Here is a 15042-nt window from a genome sequence, read left to right on the forward strand (position 1 = left end):
GTACCAGAATGGACGAATGAATGATGGCTGTCTGCTGCGATTTGAGTAACTTCGCAGACGTATAAAGAGCACGATGCGTTCCCAAATATCGACGATGCTGCTGTTTCTGGCAATCTCCGCCGCGCCTGCTGCGGAGACTAAAGCGCCACGTGTCATCGATTTCCGCGGCCCGCCGCACAACTACCTGGACTGGAAGCCGAAGGACCGCTTTGCCGAACTGCAGGAAAAAGTGGAGAACGGCTCCGTGAAGCTGGACACAGAGAGCGACAAGGCCTTCCTCACCAGCCTGCTGCAGGCGCTGAACATCCCTGTGAGCTCCCAGCTCCTGGTGTTTTCCGCCAGCTCCTTGCAGAGCGAGATCATCAATCCACGCAACCCACGCGCCCTCTACTTCAATGAGGACACCTACCTCGGCTGGGTGCCCGGCGGGCTGGTGGAGATCATTGCCGAGGATCCGGATATGGGGCCCATGTTTTATGTCTTTGACCGTCTGCGCCCCGGCGGCGCGGTGCCCAGGGTCACACGCTCCACCAAGTGCATGAACTGCCACGCCGGCAATGCCACACGGCGGCTGCCTGGACTGGTGGCGGAGTCCCTGCTCGTCTCCCGCGCAGGTTCCAGCCTGGAAACCTACCGCCGCGACGTACAGGGCCACCAGATACCGCTGGAGACACGCTTTGGCGGCTGGCACCTGACCGGCCAGCACAATCTCTCCAGCACCAAGGCCAACATCATGGGCATTCCCAATGCGGGAAAAAACCAGATCGTGCCGGTGGAACCCGGCCAGTACTCCGACCTCAGCCTGCACCTGCTGCCCACCAGCGACATCTTGCCGCACTTGGTCAACGAGCACCAGATGGGCTTCGAAAACCGGCTGGTCTATGCCATCTACACCGTGCGCCAGCTGAAAAGCGATGACAAGGGTATGCTGGGCGCAGCGGCCAAGGCGGAGATCGACGAACGCGCGCAGGAGATGGCGCGCTACATCATGTTTGCCGATGAGGCCAAATTTCCCGCCAAAGGCATGGTCGGAGACGAAACCTACGCGAAGGACTTTCTGCGCGACTGCAAGCTCTCCAAGACCGGCCTCTCGCTGAAGGATCTGGACCTCAAGACACGCATGTTCAAACACCGCTGCAGCTACATGCTCTACTCAGACACCTGGAAGGCTGCACCCAAGGAGCTGAAGGAGCGCGTGTACTACCACATGGCCCTTTATCTGCGCGAGCAGCCCGACTCTCAGCATGCGCACATTCCGCCCGCAGAGCGCCTCGCTATCCGCACGATTTTGAAAGACACGATGACAGATCTGCCTAGCTGGTGGCGCTAGGAAAGTGATGCAGGCACTCTTGCCTGCAATTGTGCGCGCTCGCTGAGGGCAGGAGTGCCCGCAGCACTTCAATCCCGGCTAAACTACTTGCTCAGCTTCAGCATCCGCAGGATCGGCTTTTCAGCACGCTTGCGCAGCTCTTCGTCCATCTCCACCTGCGGCGTCAGATCGCGGAGGCAATCGTGCAGCTTTTGCAGCGTGTTCAGCTTCATGTAGCGGCAGTCGGCGCAGGCACAGTGGCCGGTGGGTCCGGGGATGAACTTCTTGCCGGGCACCTCGCGCTCCAGGCGGTGCAGCATGCCGCTCTCCGTCACGATGATAAACGTGCTGGCAGGGCTGCTGCGGCAGTAGCCCACCATCTTCTCTGTGCTGCACACCTCGTCCGCTAGCAGGCGCACGGCATAGGTGCACTCAGGATGCGCCACCACCTTGGCGTCTGGGTGTTCGTCCTTGATCTTCTGGATGCTGTCCCGGGTGAACTCCACGTGCACGTAGCAGGCCCCCTTCCACAGATCCATCTTGCGCCCCGTACGCTCCATCACCCAGGAGCCCAGGTTCTGGTCTGGCACAAAGAGGATGGGGCGATCCTTCGGTGCCGCCTCCACGATCTTGTCGGCATTGCCGCTGGTGCAGATGCAGTCGCTCAGCGCCTTCACGTGGCCACTGCAGTTGATGTAGGCGATCACATAATAATTCTTGGCCGCATTCGCCTTCAGAAAGGCCTCCAGCTGCGGGCCGGGGCAGCTCTGCTCCAGCGAGCAGCCAGCATTGGCATCCGGCAGCACCACGATCTTGCCGGGATTCACGATCTTGGCGGTCTCTGCCATGAAATGCACGCCGCAGAAGACGATGACATCCGCCTCGGTCTCCTTGGCCTTGTAGGCCAGCCCCAGGGAATCACCCACAAAGTCGGCGATTTCCTGAATGGCCTTGTCCTGGTAGTTGTGCGCCAAGATGACGGCATTGCGTTCCTTTTTGAGACGGAGGATTTCTTCGGTGAGGCTGGGGGCGGCGGTGGCGACCATGGAAATGAGGGGGAAGGAGAGCGTAAAACGAAGCCGAGCGGAAGCAAGAGGGAGTCGCGGGAAGCATCCCCCCCTCTTTCTCGATCATTACGCCTCATTCCGGTTCCGCGAGACATCTCCTGCATTCGTCATTCGACATCCCCGCTGCTCCATTCCAAAGTCCCTGCGTGACCCAAAAACAGCCCCATCCCCTGCTCGATCTCGCTCTCACCGTCATCCTGCCTTCTATTGCGCTGGAAAAGCTCAGCGCTCCAGACCGCCTGGGGCCGCTCTGGGCGCTGATCGTGGCGCTGCTGCTGCCGCTGGGCTTTGGCATCTGGTGCTTCATCAACAAGCGCGGGCTCAATTTCTTCTCCATTCTCGGCCTGGTCGCCGTCATTGTCACAGGCGTGCTGGGGCTGTGGAATCTGAATGCCACGTGGTTTGCCGCCAAGGAGGCCATGTTCCCCGTCTTCCTCGGCATCGCCTTTCCGCTGAGCCACCGCTGGGGCAAGCCGCTCGTCAGCGAGATGCTGCTCAATCCGCAGGTGATCAACCAGCCCGCGCTGCATCAGGCGCTGGATACTCCTGAGAAGCACCATCAGTTCGCGCTGTTGCTGAAAAAAGCCTCCTGGGGCATGGCTGGAACCATGCTGCTGTCATCCGCCATGAATTTCGCCCTCGCTCTCTACCTGCTGGGAGACAAAGCCCCCGGCAGCGAGGAATACGCCAAGGCCATCGGCCGCCTGAACTGGAGTGGCTTCCTCGTCATCGGCATCCCTCTCATGGGCGTCACGCTGGCGCTGCTGCTCTGGCTGCTGCGCTCTATCACCGCCCTCACCGGCCTGGAGCGCGACGATTTGATGAACCAAGGCACCACCGTCCGCAAGCAGGTGAACAACGGCTGATTTCTCTCGTGAGAAAAACCGTTTGCCCTAACCGCAGGGACCGTTTATAGACTTCGCCCCCGGATTTGCGCGATTAGCTCAGTGGTAGAGCATTACCTTGACATGGTAGGGGTCACAGGTTCGAACCCTGTATCGCGCACCATCTTCGACATACGAAGATTCTTTTCCCCTTTCTGGCCAAACACAAAGCAAATAGCTAGTGCCATACCTCACCCCGCCAGCGGAATCTGCGGCACCGTGATCACAAACTCCGCCCCCTGCCCCGGCGCACTGACGACAGAGACGCTGCCTTGATGCGCCTCCACAATGGCTTTGACCAAACTCAACCCAAGGCCGAGGCCGCGCTGCGTGCGGCTTTTGTCTCCTCTATAAAGGCGGTCCCAGATATGCGGCTGATCGCTGGCGGGAATCCCCATGCCGGTGTCGCGGATGCGCACGGTCACGGTGTTGTCAGCAGCATGGCAAACCAAGTGTACCTGGCCGCCCTCGGGGGTGTATTTGAGTGCGTTGTCGAGCAGGTTGGCAAAGGCCTGGCTCATTCGCGTGGGGTCCACGGATGCCTGACAGTCGGTGGCAAAATCGGTGGTGATGGCGATGTGCTTTTCCTCGCTGATGAGGTCGTAGAGCTCGATCACCTGCCGGAGCAGTGCGGGGACTGAGGTCAGCTCGCGGTGCAGCTTCATCATGCCGGCCTCGGCCTCGCTGATGTCCATCAGCGCCTTGAGCATGGTCAGCACGCGGTCGGATTCCTCCACGCAGTCCGCCAGCGCCTCGCGCGCCACAGGGTCTGGTGTGGTCTGCACGGCGCTCTCGGCGGTGCCGCGCAGGCGTGTCAGCGGCGTGCGCAGGTCATGCGCCACGTTGTCCAGCGCATGGCGCATGCCCTGGATGAGCGCCTGGTTTTTGTCCAGCAGACGGTTGAACTCCGTGGCCAGTTCCTCCAGCTCCGTGCGGTCCATCTGCGCGCTCACGCGGGCCGAAAAGTCGCCGGTGTCTGAAATGGTGCGCGCAGTGGCCACCACATCTCGCACAGGCTTGGTGGCGCGATGCGCGAAGTAGGCGCCGCCCAGCACCGCCAGCAGCAGCGTGGGCGTCATGACGAGCATGAAATTCCGGCGGAAGGGCTGCAACACTGTCTCACGGCTGTTCGTGCTGCGACCCACCTGCAGGATGGAGCCGTCCCGCAGTCGTGCCGTGGCCACGGTCAGATCGCGCTCTTCGTCCTTCGGAATGCGCAGCCAGTCGAGGCTGGAAGCATCGGCCTGCGGCTGGAGCGCACTCGCATCCGTCGGCAGCCAGTCGTTGGGCACGTTCACAAACAGCACGCTGCCCAGCACGCCAGTCACGCGGACAAAGAAGGACTTCGACTTGCCGCTGTCACTGCTGTTGAGCTGCACGAGATTCCGCAGTGCAGGCAGGCCGCCGCTGGCGTACACGGCGGCGCATTCCTTCACGCGCGCCTCGATCACCTCGCGGTCCTTGCGCTCCATGGCAGTGGCCAGCAGCACATACAGCAGCCCAAAAAGCACCACCGCGCTCAGCGTGAAAATGGACGCATAACCGAGCGTGAGACGCACGGCCAGGCTGCGCCCCCAGGACTCAGGCGGGTTTGAAGACATAGCCGACTCCGCGGATGGTTTGGATGAGCTTCACGTCAAAGTCCTTGTCCAGCTTGGCACGCAGGCGGTGCACCAGCACGTCCACCACATTGGTCTGCGGGTCAAAGCTGTAGTCCCACACATGCTCCAGGATCATCGTCTTCGTCACCACACGGCCGGGCGTGCGCATGAGCAGCTCCAGCAGGGAGAACTCGCGGCCCTGCAACTCGATGGTGCGCCCCTCTCGCCGCACCTCACGGGCCAGCAGATCCAGCGTGACGCCCGCTGCGGTCAGCGTGGTGGGCTCCACTGTATGCGTGGCGCGACGGATGAGCGCCTGAACGCGGGCCAACAGCTCGGAGAAGGCAAAGGGCTTGGTCAGGTAGTCATCGCCACCGGCCTGCAAGCCCTTCACGCGATCATCCACCGTGGCCTTGGCGCTGAGGATGAGCACCGGCGTGTTCACCTTCTCCTTGCGGAGCTGGCGCAGCAGCGAGAGGCCGTCCAGCTTTGGCAGCATGAGATCCAGCACAATGCAGTCGTAGCTGACGGTGCACGCCAGATCCAGCCCGCGCTCGCCATCGGCGGCGGCATCCACGCCGAAGCTGTTTTGCTTCAGGCCGTTCACGATGAACGAGGCGATCTTGCTGTCATCTTCGATCACTAATAGGCGCATGGCTGGCGGAGGAGTCATACGATTAGCGGTGATACACAGGTTGTCCAATGTAGGCAGAAGTAGTTCGGGCAATCCTGCCCGATGGAGAGGGCGTCCGCTGCGGGCAGGATTGCCCCCGCTACTAAAGGCGAAGAAAAAGCCCGCCCCCACTTTAGCAGGGGCGAGCGTGGGAGGTCACGGCTGCATGGCTCAGCCGGCCTTGCTTTCATCCACCACTACATAGCGGGTGCCGCCGTGGCTCCAGACTTTCACCAAGGAAACCTTGGTCTCGGGCTTGGCGCACAGGGCGGTGGCCTGCTCGGCATCATTCACGGGCTGGCGGTTGATCTCCAGGATCACATCACCTTCACGCAGACCGGCCTCATAGGCGGCGGAGTCTTCCTCCACGGAGGAGATCAGCGCACCTTTGATGTGGGACGGCAGCTTGAGCTGCTCGCGAGTGGCTTTGTCCAGGTCGGATACGCCCACACCATGCAGTGCATCTTCGTTGTCATTGGAGACGGGAGCGGCTGAGGCTACTTTATCGCCCGGCAGCTCCTTCACGGTCACGGAGAGGCTCATGCTCTTGCCATCGCGCAGCACATTCATGGGCACTGCGGCACCTGGCATGGTGGAGCCGACCTGCAGCTTGAGATGGCGGCTGTCAGTCACGGCCTTGCCATTGAAGTCGGTGATCACGTCGCCGCTCTTCACACCGGCCTTGTCAGCCGGGCTGCCTGGAGTGACGGCGGAGACGAGAGCGCCTTTGGCACCGTCCATCTTGAACTGCTTGGCCAGCTGCGGGGTCAGATCCTGGATGTTCACCCCCAGAAATCCGCGCTCCACATGGCCGTGGTTCACGATGCTTTCCATCACCCAGCGGGCGAGATTGGTCGGAACGGCAAAGCCGATGCCCTGATTGCCGCCGCTGCGGCTGAGGATGGCGGTGTTCATACCGATGAGACGGCCTTCCACGTCCACCAGTGCACCACCTGAGTTGCCCGGATTGATGGCGGCATCCGTCTGGATGAAGTCCTCATAGTCCAGCCCCAGCGTGGCGCGGCCTTTCGCACTGATGATGCCGGTGGTCACAGTCTGGCCGATGCCGAAGGGATGCCCCACGGCGAGGACCATGTCGCCCACTTCGATCTTGTCGCTGTCGGCAAAGGTGATGGCGGGTAGTCCGGTGGCTTCGACCTTGATCACCGCCACGTCGGTCTTGGGATCGCGGCCAATGACCTTGCCGTCAAACTCGCGTCCGTCGGTCAGGTTCACCTTGATGATGTCGGCGCCGTCCACCACGTGGTTGTTGGTCATAATGTAGCCGTCCGTGGTCACGATGACACCGGAACCCACGCCCTGCTCACGCGGCATGTGCTGCTGGCGCTGGTGCCGCCCCTGCTGCTGGAACTCCTCGGGCATCTGGAAACCGGGGCCGAAAAAGCGGCGCAGGTCGAATCCTTCGGGCATCTGCATCTGGCTGACCTTGGCCTTGCTGGACACGGCCACCTTGACGACGCTGGGAGAGACGGCCTTCACCACCGGTGCAAAGCTGGGAAAGCCGTGAGCCGAAGCGGAGAGCGGCGCTTCATTCAGCTGAATGTGCAGCGCCGGTTTGGCGGCGTCCTTGGCGGACGTAAACGCCACAAGAGAAGCGCTCAGGACGCACACGGAGCCGAGGACGACCGTGCGCTTCCAGAGGGTTTGATTGGAGGATGAGGTTTTCATGGATGTTGTTGGGTAGTGGATTGGGGTGGATTGATTTCCGCCCAACCAAAACATCCGGGGCATGGCCTTTGCGTTACTGGAGCATTACAAGCGTGTAAGGTTCCGTACGATGGAAATCCCGTTTTGATAGCGTCAACAAGTGAGTTGACTGACTTTAGCTATTCAATTTCATGCTCCCCAACCGCTGTGCGAATAATTATATCGGCATTAAACTTTTTTCTAAAAAATTCTTTTTTGGAAATTAACTCTGCAGCAGGAAGACGATTACCACTGCATATTATAAAACAGAGAATCCGCTCACTTGTTTTAAGATGACGCTTAAAGCTAAGAATCGAGCTTTCCAATTGGCAAAGCGCATGTCGAATATGACCACCTTTCAATTCCACAAAGTAGCCACATTGACAGTGATCGATGACCAGGAAGTCGCACGCAAGGCGATTATCGTCTGTGGACACCAAGCAACCATCAACCTTATAACGTCTAAGACTACGTCTTCGAGGGTGGAGAAAGCGCATCTGCACTCGCCCCTCTTTACACACAACAATCGAATCCTCAGACTGAGTGCAACATTGCTGTAACAGTGGGAGTGGGTCAGTTTTCAAGGCTCAAAAGTGTATCAAAATCTTGGATTAGTCCTCCTAATGCCGCATCAACCGGATTGTCGTCTATCAAGTTTGTTTGTGGACTAATCAAATCTTGGCAAGTCCCTCTATCTATCAACCATGCTGCCACCTGTTGAGTTTTGAGTACTCGCGACTTTGGAACAGTCGCATCAAGTTTTTTAAGCTGATTCTTGTTTAAGCTTCTTGAACCATGCAAACTTCCTGCTTTTAACAGGACATTAACCGCGCCTAAAATAAATGGACTGTGTGTCGTCACGGTGACCTGAGCAAGGTCGTCCGAAGAATTAAAAGCGAACGCGATTAATTCAACAATGGCCCTCTGCGAATCAGGAAAAAGATGAGCTTCAGGCTCTTCAATCGAAAGCCCTTCCGGGATCCCCAAAGATTGTGAGCCAATAATATGACGAAGAAACAAAAGTAAAGGAAGACTTTCTTGCTGGCCCGAAGAACAAAGACTCAATGGAGTTCGCCTACCATCAGGCATCAACACATAATCTCGCTTACCATCTCTGTGATGAGTGCCCTTCAAAATACTTTGGATCAAATCAGCTGCTGATGTCAGTAGCTTGTTACGTGCGCGCGAAGAACCACTGTTTTGATTCGAAATTTGACGAAGTTTTCTGTAATAATGACCAAACTCCGCAATGAAAGGGTCAAGATCTATTTCGGATGCGAGTGAAAATATGTTGTCTTCCAATGAGGCAAAAAATGATCGCCCAGCAGGAATCAGTCGTTGATGATAACACATGGTTTTGCCGAGATGCTGTTTCGATCTTTCCACAAACAGCCTCTCCGTAAGCTCTTGATCTACCGTGGAATGCTTTAATTCGTCCAATTCGGTATGCAGGAAATTTGGGAATTGAATCGAAACCCCCGCATCACTCTTTCGACTGGATTCAATGGTGTATGTTGCATCTGAATTAGTCAGCGTGATTTTGAAAGCCTTCTTGGGCCACGCCTCATCAGGAAAGTACTTCAAAAATCGTTGAACAGACCTATCTGAGAAATTTTTCCAACTCTGATCATTTTTTGCAGCCTGAAAAACCTCCGACGGAACTTTTTTAAAAAAATGCAGCAACTTGGTGATAATACTCTTGCCCGCGCTCTGCGGGCCGATCAGCAAAGTGAAAGGTCGCAAAACAATCTGGGCATTCTTCAGCCCTCCAAATCCTTCGATTGTTAAAGTTTCAGATGGTTTAGCCATGAAATGAGTTTCTTAATTTTGAGGCATCTTCGTCGGGTGACCTCCCAAGATCAAGGATTGATAGAGCCTAGCAATCCTAGACTCCAATCGCTTTCAGATAAAATCCCCCCCTCACGCCAGAATCTCACTCACCACCCGCGCCTGCGGGTTCTCCACCAGCACCTGTTCGGTGCCGTTGCGGCGATAGCTGAGGTGCTTGGCATCGAGGCCGAAGAGGTGCAGCAAGGTGGCGTGGTAGTCGTAGTGGTTCACCACGTCTTTCACAGCCTTGTGGCCGAAGTCGTCGGTCTCGCCGTGGATGTGACCGGCTTTAAAGCCGCCGCCGGCCACCCACATGCTGAAGCCGTAGGTGTTGTGGTCGCGGCCCACCGTGGTGCGGTCCTTGGAGCCAGAGCGATTTTGAATGACGGGCAGGCGGCCCATCTCGCCGCCCCAGTGGACGATGGTGGTGTCCAGCAAGCCGCGCTGCTTGAGGTCGATAACGAGGGCGGCAGCACCTTGATCGACGTAGAGGCAGGCGGCGGGCAGCAGGGTGCGGATGTTCTGGTGGTTGTCCCAGGTCTGGTTTCCTGTGAAGAGCGAGACGCAGCGCACACCGCGCTCCACCAGGCGGCGGGCGATGAGGCAGCGCGTGCCGAACTCGGCGGCGGCGGGATTGTCCAGACCGTAGAGCTTCTTGGTGGCGGCGCTTTCTTTGCTGATGTCCAGCGCCTCCTTGGCGGCGGTCTGCATGCGGGCGGCCAGCTCAAAGCTCTGGATGCGCGCCTCAAGATCCGCTTCTCCGGGGCGGGCCTCCAGGTGCTCACGATTGAGGCGCTGCACAAAGTTGAGGTAACGCGCCTGCGCATCGCCTTGCAGGCTGAGAGGCGCGTCGAGATTGGGAATGCGCGGCTCCTTGGGACGGATGACGGTGCCCTGATAAAGCGATGGCAGCCAGCCGTTGCTCCAGTTGTCCACGCCCAGTACGGGCAGGCCGCGAGGGTCCGTAAGCGCCACATAGGCGGGCAGGTCCTGGTTTTCTGAGCCGAGGCCATACGTTAGCCAGCTGCCCAGCGTAGGGCGGCCTCCGGTGATCTGGCCATTGAGCAGGGCGTAGATGGCCTGGCCGTGATTATTCACGCCGCTGTGCATGGAGCGGATGAGCGTGACATCATCGACGATGTTGGAGAAGTGCGGCAGCAGTTCGCTGACATCCATGCCGCACTGGCCGTGCTTTTTGAATTTCCACGGGCTGCCCATGCACTCGCGGCTGGCACCTGCGGCGTCGTCGTACTTCACCTCGCCGGGGAAGTCTTTGCCATCGTAGCGGGTCAGCTCGGGCTTCGGGTCAAAGAGGTCCATGTGGCTGGGCCCACCCTGCATGAACATGGAGATCATGGCCTTGGCCTGGCCAAAGCCGTGCGGAGCCTTGGGCTTGAGGTCAAAGTGGCGCGGCCCGATCTGCTCCGGGCTGGCCAGGAGATTCTGCTCCTTGAGCAGCGTGGCCAAAGCGATGCCGCCGATGCCGTAGGCGGAGCGGTTTAGAAAGGAGCGGCGCGTGGGGAGCATGGTACCTCCTACGCAGCCAGCAGGCCAAATCTTCTGAGGACATGCGGAGACAGGTGCCGCATGCGAAAGAACGCGAGAGCGTCCTGGAGTGCTCCAGCCCCCTGGAGCTTTTCGCAGGCCATATAACGTTCAAAAGCGCCGGAGGGCCGGCGCAGTCCAAAACGCTGCCGCGAGCTTCGAAAACACCACTTAGCCTTTCACCACACTCCTCACCGCGCCCTTCGCCAGGCGGGTCACCACTTCCTCTCCGGCCTGCACTTCGGTGGCGTCCTTGAGCACTTTGCCCTCGGCATTGGTGGTGTAGGAGAAACCGCGGGCCAGCACGGCGTCCGGACCGATGTGCCGGAGCAGCTCCGCCCGCGACTGCAGGCGGTCGGCCAGACGATCCAGCCGATGAAGCAAGCCCTGCTGCAGGCGGTGCGCACAGGTCTCCGCGCGGTGCACGGCCTCGGTGAGTTGCACACGCGGATGATGCGCGGCGAGCACCTGCTGCTTCTGAGAGAGATCGTCCGCCCAGGTGCGGATTTGCTCGCGCACGGCCTCGCGCAGGCGTGACTCGTGGTCGTCGATCCCCTGCTCGGCCTGCTGGATGAGGCGTTCCGGCGCATGACGCAGCGCTCCTTTGGCCGTGAGCTCCAGCACCTGCTGCTGATGCTCCAGCACGGTGGTCACGCGCGTGCTCAGCATGCGGGCGATGCCATCAAAATACCGCTGCAACTCGGCGCTGTCCGGGGCCAGCAATTCGGCAGCAGCGCTCGGCGTGGGCGCACGCAGATCCGCCACAAAGTCGGCGATGGTGAAATCAATCTCATGCCCCACAGCGGAGATGACGGGGATGGGGCACTCGGCGATGGCCCGAGCCAGCACCTCCTCATTGAAGCACCACAGGTCCTCCAAGCTGCCACCACCACGCCCTACCACGATGGTGTCCGGCACCGGCAGGCCAAAATCCTCCGCCGCGCCCATCACGCGCAGCGCACGCACGATCTCCAGCTCGGCCCCCTGCCCCTGCACCCGCACGGGGAAGACCAACACCCGCACCCAAGGCGCACGCCGCGTGAGGATGTTCAGCATGTCCTGAATGGCCGCACCGGTGGGCGAGGTGACGAGCGCCACCACGCGGGGAAAGCGCGGCACGGCGCGCTTGTGCTGCGGATCAAAGAGCCCCTCCGCATGCAGGCGGCGCTTCAGCGCCTCAAATCTCTCCTGCAGCGTGCCCTTCCCTTTTGCCTGCACCTGCTTCACTACCATCTGGTACTGGCCGCGCGGCTCGTACACGCTGATCTCGCCATACACCTGCATCAGCGCGCCGTCCTGAATGCGCACGCTGGTGCGCGCCGCCGCGCCGCGAAACATCACACAGGAGAGCTGAGCCCCGGCATCCTTGAGCGTGAAGTATTGGTGCCCGGAGGACTGCAGGCGGTGATTGCTGATCTCCCCCTCCACCCACACGCTGCCGATGTGGCCCTCCAGCACATCGCGGATTTCGCGCGTGAGCTGGGTGACGGAAAGGACGTCGGCGTCTTCAGGCATGGCTCACTGTCATGCACTGGGATGAGTGGAAAGTCCAGCCGGGGCCGGATTCAAAACACCAGATGCCACACCCACCCCAGGATCCCCGTAGCCACCGACCACCAGCAGCGCGCCACCTCCAGAAAGCCCAGCCCCGGCGAGGGCGACGAGGCCAGAAACAGAGCGATAAGCAGAAAGGCATTGATCAGGAAAATGAGCATCATGGAGAAGAACTCCCCATTGCGCTTCAGGTCTCCCTGCTCTGCCACCACCGTTTTGTAAGTGTAGGTGGCATGAAACCACCAGGTGAAGCCCACCAGTGCATAAAGCAGCCGCAGCGGCTTCAGGTGCACCGTCAGCTTCCACAGGTGCAGGTCATGCCCCTGCTGCATATCCAGCGCCAGCCCCAAGATGCCAAAAAGCAGCATGATCACCAGCGTGTAAAACGGGATGAGATAGGGGGCCAAGGTGATCCAGGTGTTTGACTTGTCCGTCTCCACGTAACCGCCCTCGGCACTAACCTTCCAGTCAAAGATGCGCCCGCCGAAAAGTCGCGCGGTCATGAGGTGGCTGAACTCATGGCCAAACACATACGCCGTGACCGGTCGCACTCCGGCCAGGTAGGCCACCGCCCAAAGCACACCACCAAAGGCAAAGAAAATGAATTCCTCCGAGCGCAGAAACCCCATCCGAGCCACCGCCCGCCAGAGCATCATGATCAGCGTGACTGCCGTGACAAGGCATGCCGGAGCCAGCACCGCCCCGCCGATCCAGCGCTTTGTCAGCAGCAGGAAACGATCTCTCTGCACGTCCTTCCGGTTGTTAATACCGGAGGGGCGGTTGCGGGTCTCATGGAGGTGTCTGCGGATGTTCGCAGTGGGCATGGGAAGAATAGAGTTATTTAACCTTTATTAAACATCTTCACAATTTAAATTGTGAACATGTGAACAAGTTGTGGGTATTATCCACAAACATTCCACATCACCACGAGCGCCAGAAAGGCAACGTAACCGATTCCAATCGCCTCCCACGAGCTGGGGCTGGGCTGGTAGAAACCCAGGCTCAATACCCGACCAAGAAAGGCCCCCACCAAGCCAAACAACACGTGCGGCATGCCGTCCGCGATCAGCTCTACAGCCTCCCCCACTCTTCGTAGGCAGGCGCGGATAGGACCGAGTTTCTGACGGGGTTCCCTCAACTTCATACGCAAACGTAACGCCGCCAAAGTCACTTCACAGTTGCAAAACCGACTGTAAATACAGCCGATGCCCTCGTGCGCTCAGCTCCCAGAACGCGGTCGCCCTCACTTCCGGAAAATGAAATACACCGCCCCGCACATGCAAAGGCCAGCCCAGAGGTAATCCCATTTCAGAGACTCCTTCATGTAAAACACCACGAAAGGCACAAAGACCGTCAGGGTGATGACCTCCTGGATGATCTTGAGCTGCGGCAGTGTCAAAGAAGCGCTGCCAATGCGGTTGGCCGGCACCTGGAAGATGTATTCAAAAAACGCGATCCCCCAACTGATCAGGGCCGCGATGAACCAAGGCTTGGACTTCAGGTCCTTCAGGTGCCCGTACCAGGCGAAGGTCATGAAAATATTGGAGGTCAGCAGCAGCAGCACGGCTTTGATCACAGGCCAGTTCATGCCTTGCATGAGAGCATGCCCTCAGGGGATGCCAAGCCCGGCGTTCAGAAAGCTGCCAAGTTTCACGTGGCGGGCATTCAGCGCGCCTTGCGCCTGCTCTTGGAGACCACGCGCTTGGCGGGTTTGCCGGCTTTCCTGGGAGTAGCTGCGGCTTGGCGCTTTTTGCGCGTCAGCCCCATGTCCGCCAGCACATAGTGGATGGCTGGCAGGGTGCACTCCAGCCCCAGGGCGTCCCGCAGCGCGGCCAGGGTCAGCCCCGGCTTGCGCTCCAGCAGCCTGCGCATTTTGTCGCGGTGCTTGTCCTGAATGAGCTTTTTGCGTCCGGCCAGATGGTGCCTGGGCTCGATGCTGCCAGTGTCCCGCCGCTGTTGCAGCAGCTTCTTCACCATTCCCAGAGACACCTTGAAACGCTCGGCGATTTCATCCCGGGTGCTTTTCCCTTTGTCGTAGGCGCTGACGATCTGCTCCCGCTTCTTGATGGAAAGAGTGGCCATGCGCCTATTCTAGCACGGCCATACTTATGGTTAAATAGTAATTTTCGCCACCTCACGGGACCACTTCCACCGGAGTGCCCAGTCGCACCTCGCGGTAAAACTTCTCCGCCATGTGCCCTGGCAGACGGATGCAGCCATGGGAGGCGGGGTAGCCCGGCAGGTAGCCCTGGTGCATGCCCACGCCGCCGTAGATACGCATGAAGTAGTACATCTTTGCCCCCTCAAAACGCGTGCCCGGCGGGCGCGGATCCGTCCGGTTGTTGATGTTCTGCATGATCACATTGCCCTGATAGTCCTCATAGTCGCCGTAGATGGAAGACTTGTGGTCGATGTCTTTTTCAATGACGCTGTACCTGCCCGGGCGTGTGTCATACCCCTCCGAACCAGAGGAAATGGGAGATCCCCCTGCGAGCTGTCCTCCTTTGAAGAGGTAAACCATCTGCTCGCTCAGATTGATCACCACGCTGGGCCGGCCCCGCATGTCATCAGCATACCAGAAAGAACCATCATTTGGACCGAAGAGCCCCGTGACCCCCTTCCACACAAAACGCGAGGCACGCGGGATCTCCTGCGTCACAAACCGGCGGCTGTAATGAAAGGCATTGTTGCCCGTCGTCTGCATCGTGTTGCAACTGGCGAGACTGAGCGCGAGAAAAGTAAGCAGTCGGCGTGGCATCATGCCCCGCAGCAATGCTGCCGCTCCGCCGAAAATCAGCGCAGGAGAGTTTAAACTTTGCAGTTAAATTTTTGAACGTACGTGAGCGGTGCCTCATACCGTGCATCCACCGTT

At 59.2% G+C, this 15042-nt stretch carries 13 protein-coding genes and 1 tRNA gene; 3 read left to right on the plus strand and 11 right to left on the minus strand.

Annotated elements, in window-relative coordinates:
• Positions 1 to 73 precede the first annotated feature (73 nt).
• The gene (locus tag HNQ65_RS07095) at positions 74 to 1330 is read left to right on the plus strand and encodes a hypothetical protein (protein ID WP_184338804.1); all 1257 of its coding nucleotides are present in this window, start codon (positions 74 to 76) and stop codon (positions 1328 to 1330) included.
• 83 nt (positions 1331 to 1413) lie between these two features.
• Here the strand turns inward: HNQ65_RS07095 and nadA are convergent, their stop codons facing one another.
• Positions 1414 to 2355 (minus strand): quinolinate synthase NadA, encoded by a 942-nt coding sequence (gene nadA / locus HNQ65_RS07100; protein ID WP_184338805.1) that lies wholly within the window; start codon positions 2353 to 2355, stop codon positions 1414 to 1416.
• Positions 2356 to 2522: 167 nt separating this feature from the next.
• Between nadA and HNQ65_RS07105 the strand changes: the two genes are divergently transcribed.
• The gene (locus HNQ65_RS07105; RefSeq protein WP_184338806.1) at positions 2523 to 3242 is read left to right on the plus strand and encodes a VC0807 family protein; all 720 of its coding nucleotides are present in this window, start codon (positions 2523 to 2525) and stop codon (positions 3240 to 3242) included.
• A gap of 67 nt (positions 3243 to 3309) precedes the next feature.
• Positions 3310 to 3384: transfer RNA gene (locus HNQ65_RS07110), tRNA-Val, on the plus strand.
• A 67-nt stretch (positions 3385 to 3451) separates the two neighbouring features.
• Here the strand turns inward: HNQ65_RS07110 and HNQ65_RS07115 are convergent.
• The 10 genes from HNQ65_RS07115 to HNQ65_RS07160 form a co-directional block, all read right to left on the minus strand.
• The gene (locus HNQ65_RS07115) at positions 3452 to 4861 is read right to left on the minus strand and encodes a sensor histidine kinase (protein WP_184338807.1); all 1410 of its coding nucleotides are present in this window, start codon (positions 4859 to 4861) and stop codon (positions 3452 to 3454) included.
• On the minus strand, positions 4842 to 5516 hold the full coding sequence (locus HNQ65_RS07120) for a response regulator (protein ID WP_184338994.1): 675 nt from the start codon (positions 5514 to 5516) through the stop codon (positions 4842 to 4844). Before HNQ65_RS07120 ends, HNQ65_RS07115 begins: the two co-directional genes overlap by 20 nt.
• Positions 5517 to 5705: 189 nt before the next feature.
• The gene (locus HNQ65_RS07125) at positions 5706 to 7223 is read right to left on the minus strand and encodes a DegQ family serine endoprotease (RefSeq protein ID WP_184338808.1); all 1518 of its coding nucleotides are present in this window, start codon (positions 7221 to 7223) and stop codon (positions 5706 to 5708) included.
• A gap of 591 nt (positions 7224 to 7814) precedes the next feature.
• Entirely contained in the window at positions 7815 to 9050 is a 1236-nt protein-coding gene (locus HNQ65_RS07130) for an AAA family ATPase (RefSeq protein WP_184338809.1), read from the minus strand.
• A gap of 111 nt (positions 9051 to 9161) precedes the next feature.
• Positions 9162 to 10598 (minus strand): DUF1501 domain-containing protein, encoded by a 1437-nt coding sequence (locus tag HNQ65_RS07135; protein WP_184338810.1) that lies wholly within the window; start codon positions 10596 to 10598, stop codon positions 9162 to 9164.
• Between the two features lie 189 nt (positions 10599 to 10787).
• Entirely contained in the window at positions 10788 to 12131 is a 1344-nt protein-coding gene (xseA, locus tag HNQ65_RS07140) for an exodeoxyribonuclease VII large subunit (RefSeq protein WP_184338811.1), read from the minus strand.
• A 50-nt stretch (positions 12132 to 12181) separates the two neighbouring features.
• The gene (locus HNQ65_RS07145) at positions 12182 to 12994 is read right to left on the minus strand and encodes a hypothetical protein (protein ID WP_184338812.1); all 813 of its coding nucleotides are present in this window, start codon (positions 12992 to 12994) and stop codon (positions 12182 to 12184) included.
• A 419-nt stretch (positions 12995 to 13413) separates the two neighbouring features.
• The gene (locus HNQ65_RS07150) at positions 13414 to 13758 is read right to left on the minus strand and encodes a DMT family protein (RefSeq protein ID WP_184338813.1); all 345 of its coding nucleotides are present in this window, start codon (positions 13756 to 13758) and stop codon (positions 13414 to 13416) included.
• Positions 13759 to 13835: 77 nt separating this feature from the next.
• Positions 13836 to 14252: a COG3415 family protein gene (locus HNQ65_RS07155; RefSeq protein ID WP_184338814.1), complete on the minus strand. Its 417-nt coding sequence runs from the start codon at positions 14250 to 14252 to the stop codon at positions 13836 to 13838.
• A 52-nt stretch (positions 14253 to 14304) separates the two neighbouring features.
• Positions 14305 to 14931 carry a L,D-transpeptidase family protein gene (locus HNQ65_RS07160; protein WP_184338815.1) on the minus strand — a complete coding sequence of 209 codons (627 nt, stop codon included), beginning with the start codon at positions 14929 to 14931 and terminating at the stop codon, positions 14305 to 14307.
• Positions 14932 to 15042: the final 111 nt, after the last annotated feature.

Source organism: Prosthecobacter vanneervenii, from assembly GCF_014203095.1.
GTDB lineage: Bacteria > Verrucomicrobiota > Verrucomicrobiia > Verrucomicrobiales > Verrucomicrobiaceae > Prosthecobacter > Prosthecobacter vanneervenii.

Coding starts and splice junctions, on each gene's coding strand:
- HNQ65_RS07130 (WP_184338809.1), bottom strand. CDS start 9,050: ATGGCTAAACCATCTGAAACTTTAACAATCGAAGGATTTGGAGGGCTG.
- xseA (WP_184338811.1), bottom strand. CDS start 12,131: ATGCCTGAAGACGCCGACGTCCTTTCCGTCACCCAGCTCACGCGCGAA.
- nadA (WP_184338805.1), bottom strand. CDS start 2,355: ATGGTCGCCACCGCCGCCCCCAGCCTCACCGAAGAAATCCTCCGTCTC.
- HNQ65_RS07145 (WP_184338812.1), bottom strand. CDS start 12,994: ATGCCCACTGCGAACATCCGCAGACACCTCCATGAGACCCGCAACCGC.
- HNQ65_RS07135 (WP_184338810.1), bottom strand. CDS start 10,598: ATGCTCCCCACGCGCCGCTCCTTTCTAAACCGCTCCGCCTACGGCATC.
- HNQ65_RS07125 (WP_184338808.1), bottom strand. CDS start 7,223: ATGAAAACCTCATCCTCCAATCAAACCCTCTGGAAGCGCACGGTCGTC.
- HNQ65_RS07150 (WP_184338813.1), bottom strand. CDS start 13,758: ATGAACTGGCCTGTGATCAAAGCCGTGCTGCTGCTGCTGACCTCCAAT.
- HNQ65_RS07115 (WP_184338807.1), bottom strand. CDS start 4,861: ATGTCTTCAAACCCGCCTGAGTCCTGGGGGCGCAGCCTGGCCGTGCGT.
- HNQ65_RS07155 (WP_184338814.1), bottom strand. CDS start 14,252: ATGGCCACTCTTTCCATCAAGAAGCGGGAGCAGATCGTCAGCGCCTAC.
- HNQ65_RS07095 (WP_184338804.1), top strand. CDS start 74: ATGCGTTCCCAAATATCGACGATGCTGCTGTTTCTGGCAATCTCCGCC.
- HNQ65_RS07120 (WP_184338994.1), bottom strand. CDS start 5,516: ATGCGCCTATTAGTGATCGAAGATGACAGCAAGATCGCCTCGTTCATC.
- HNQ65_RS07160 (WP_184338815.1), bottom strand. CDS start 14,931: ATGATGCCACGCCGACTGCTTACTTTTCTCGCGCTCAGTCTCGCCAGT.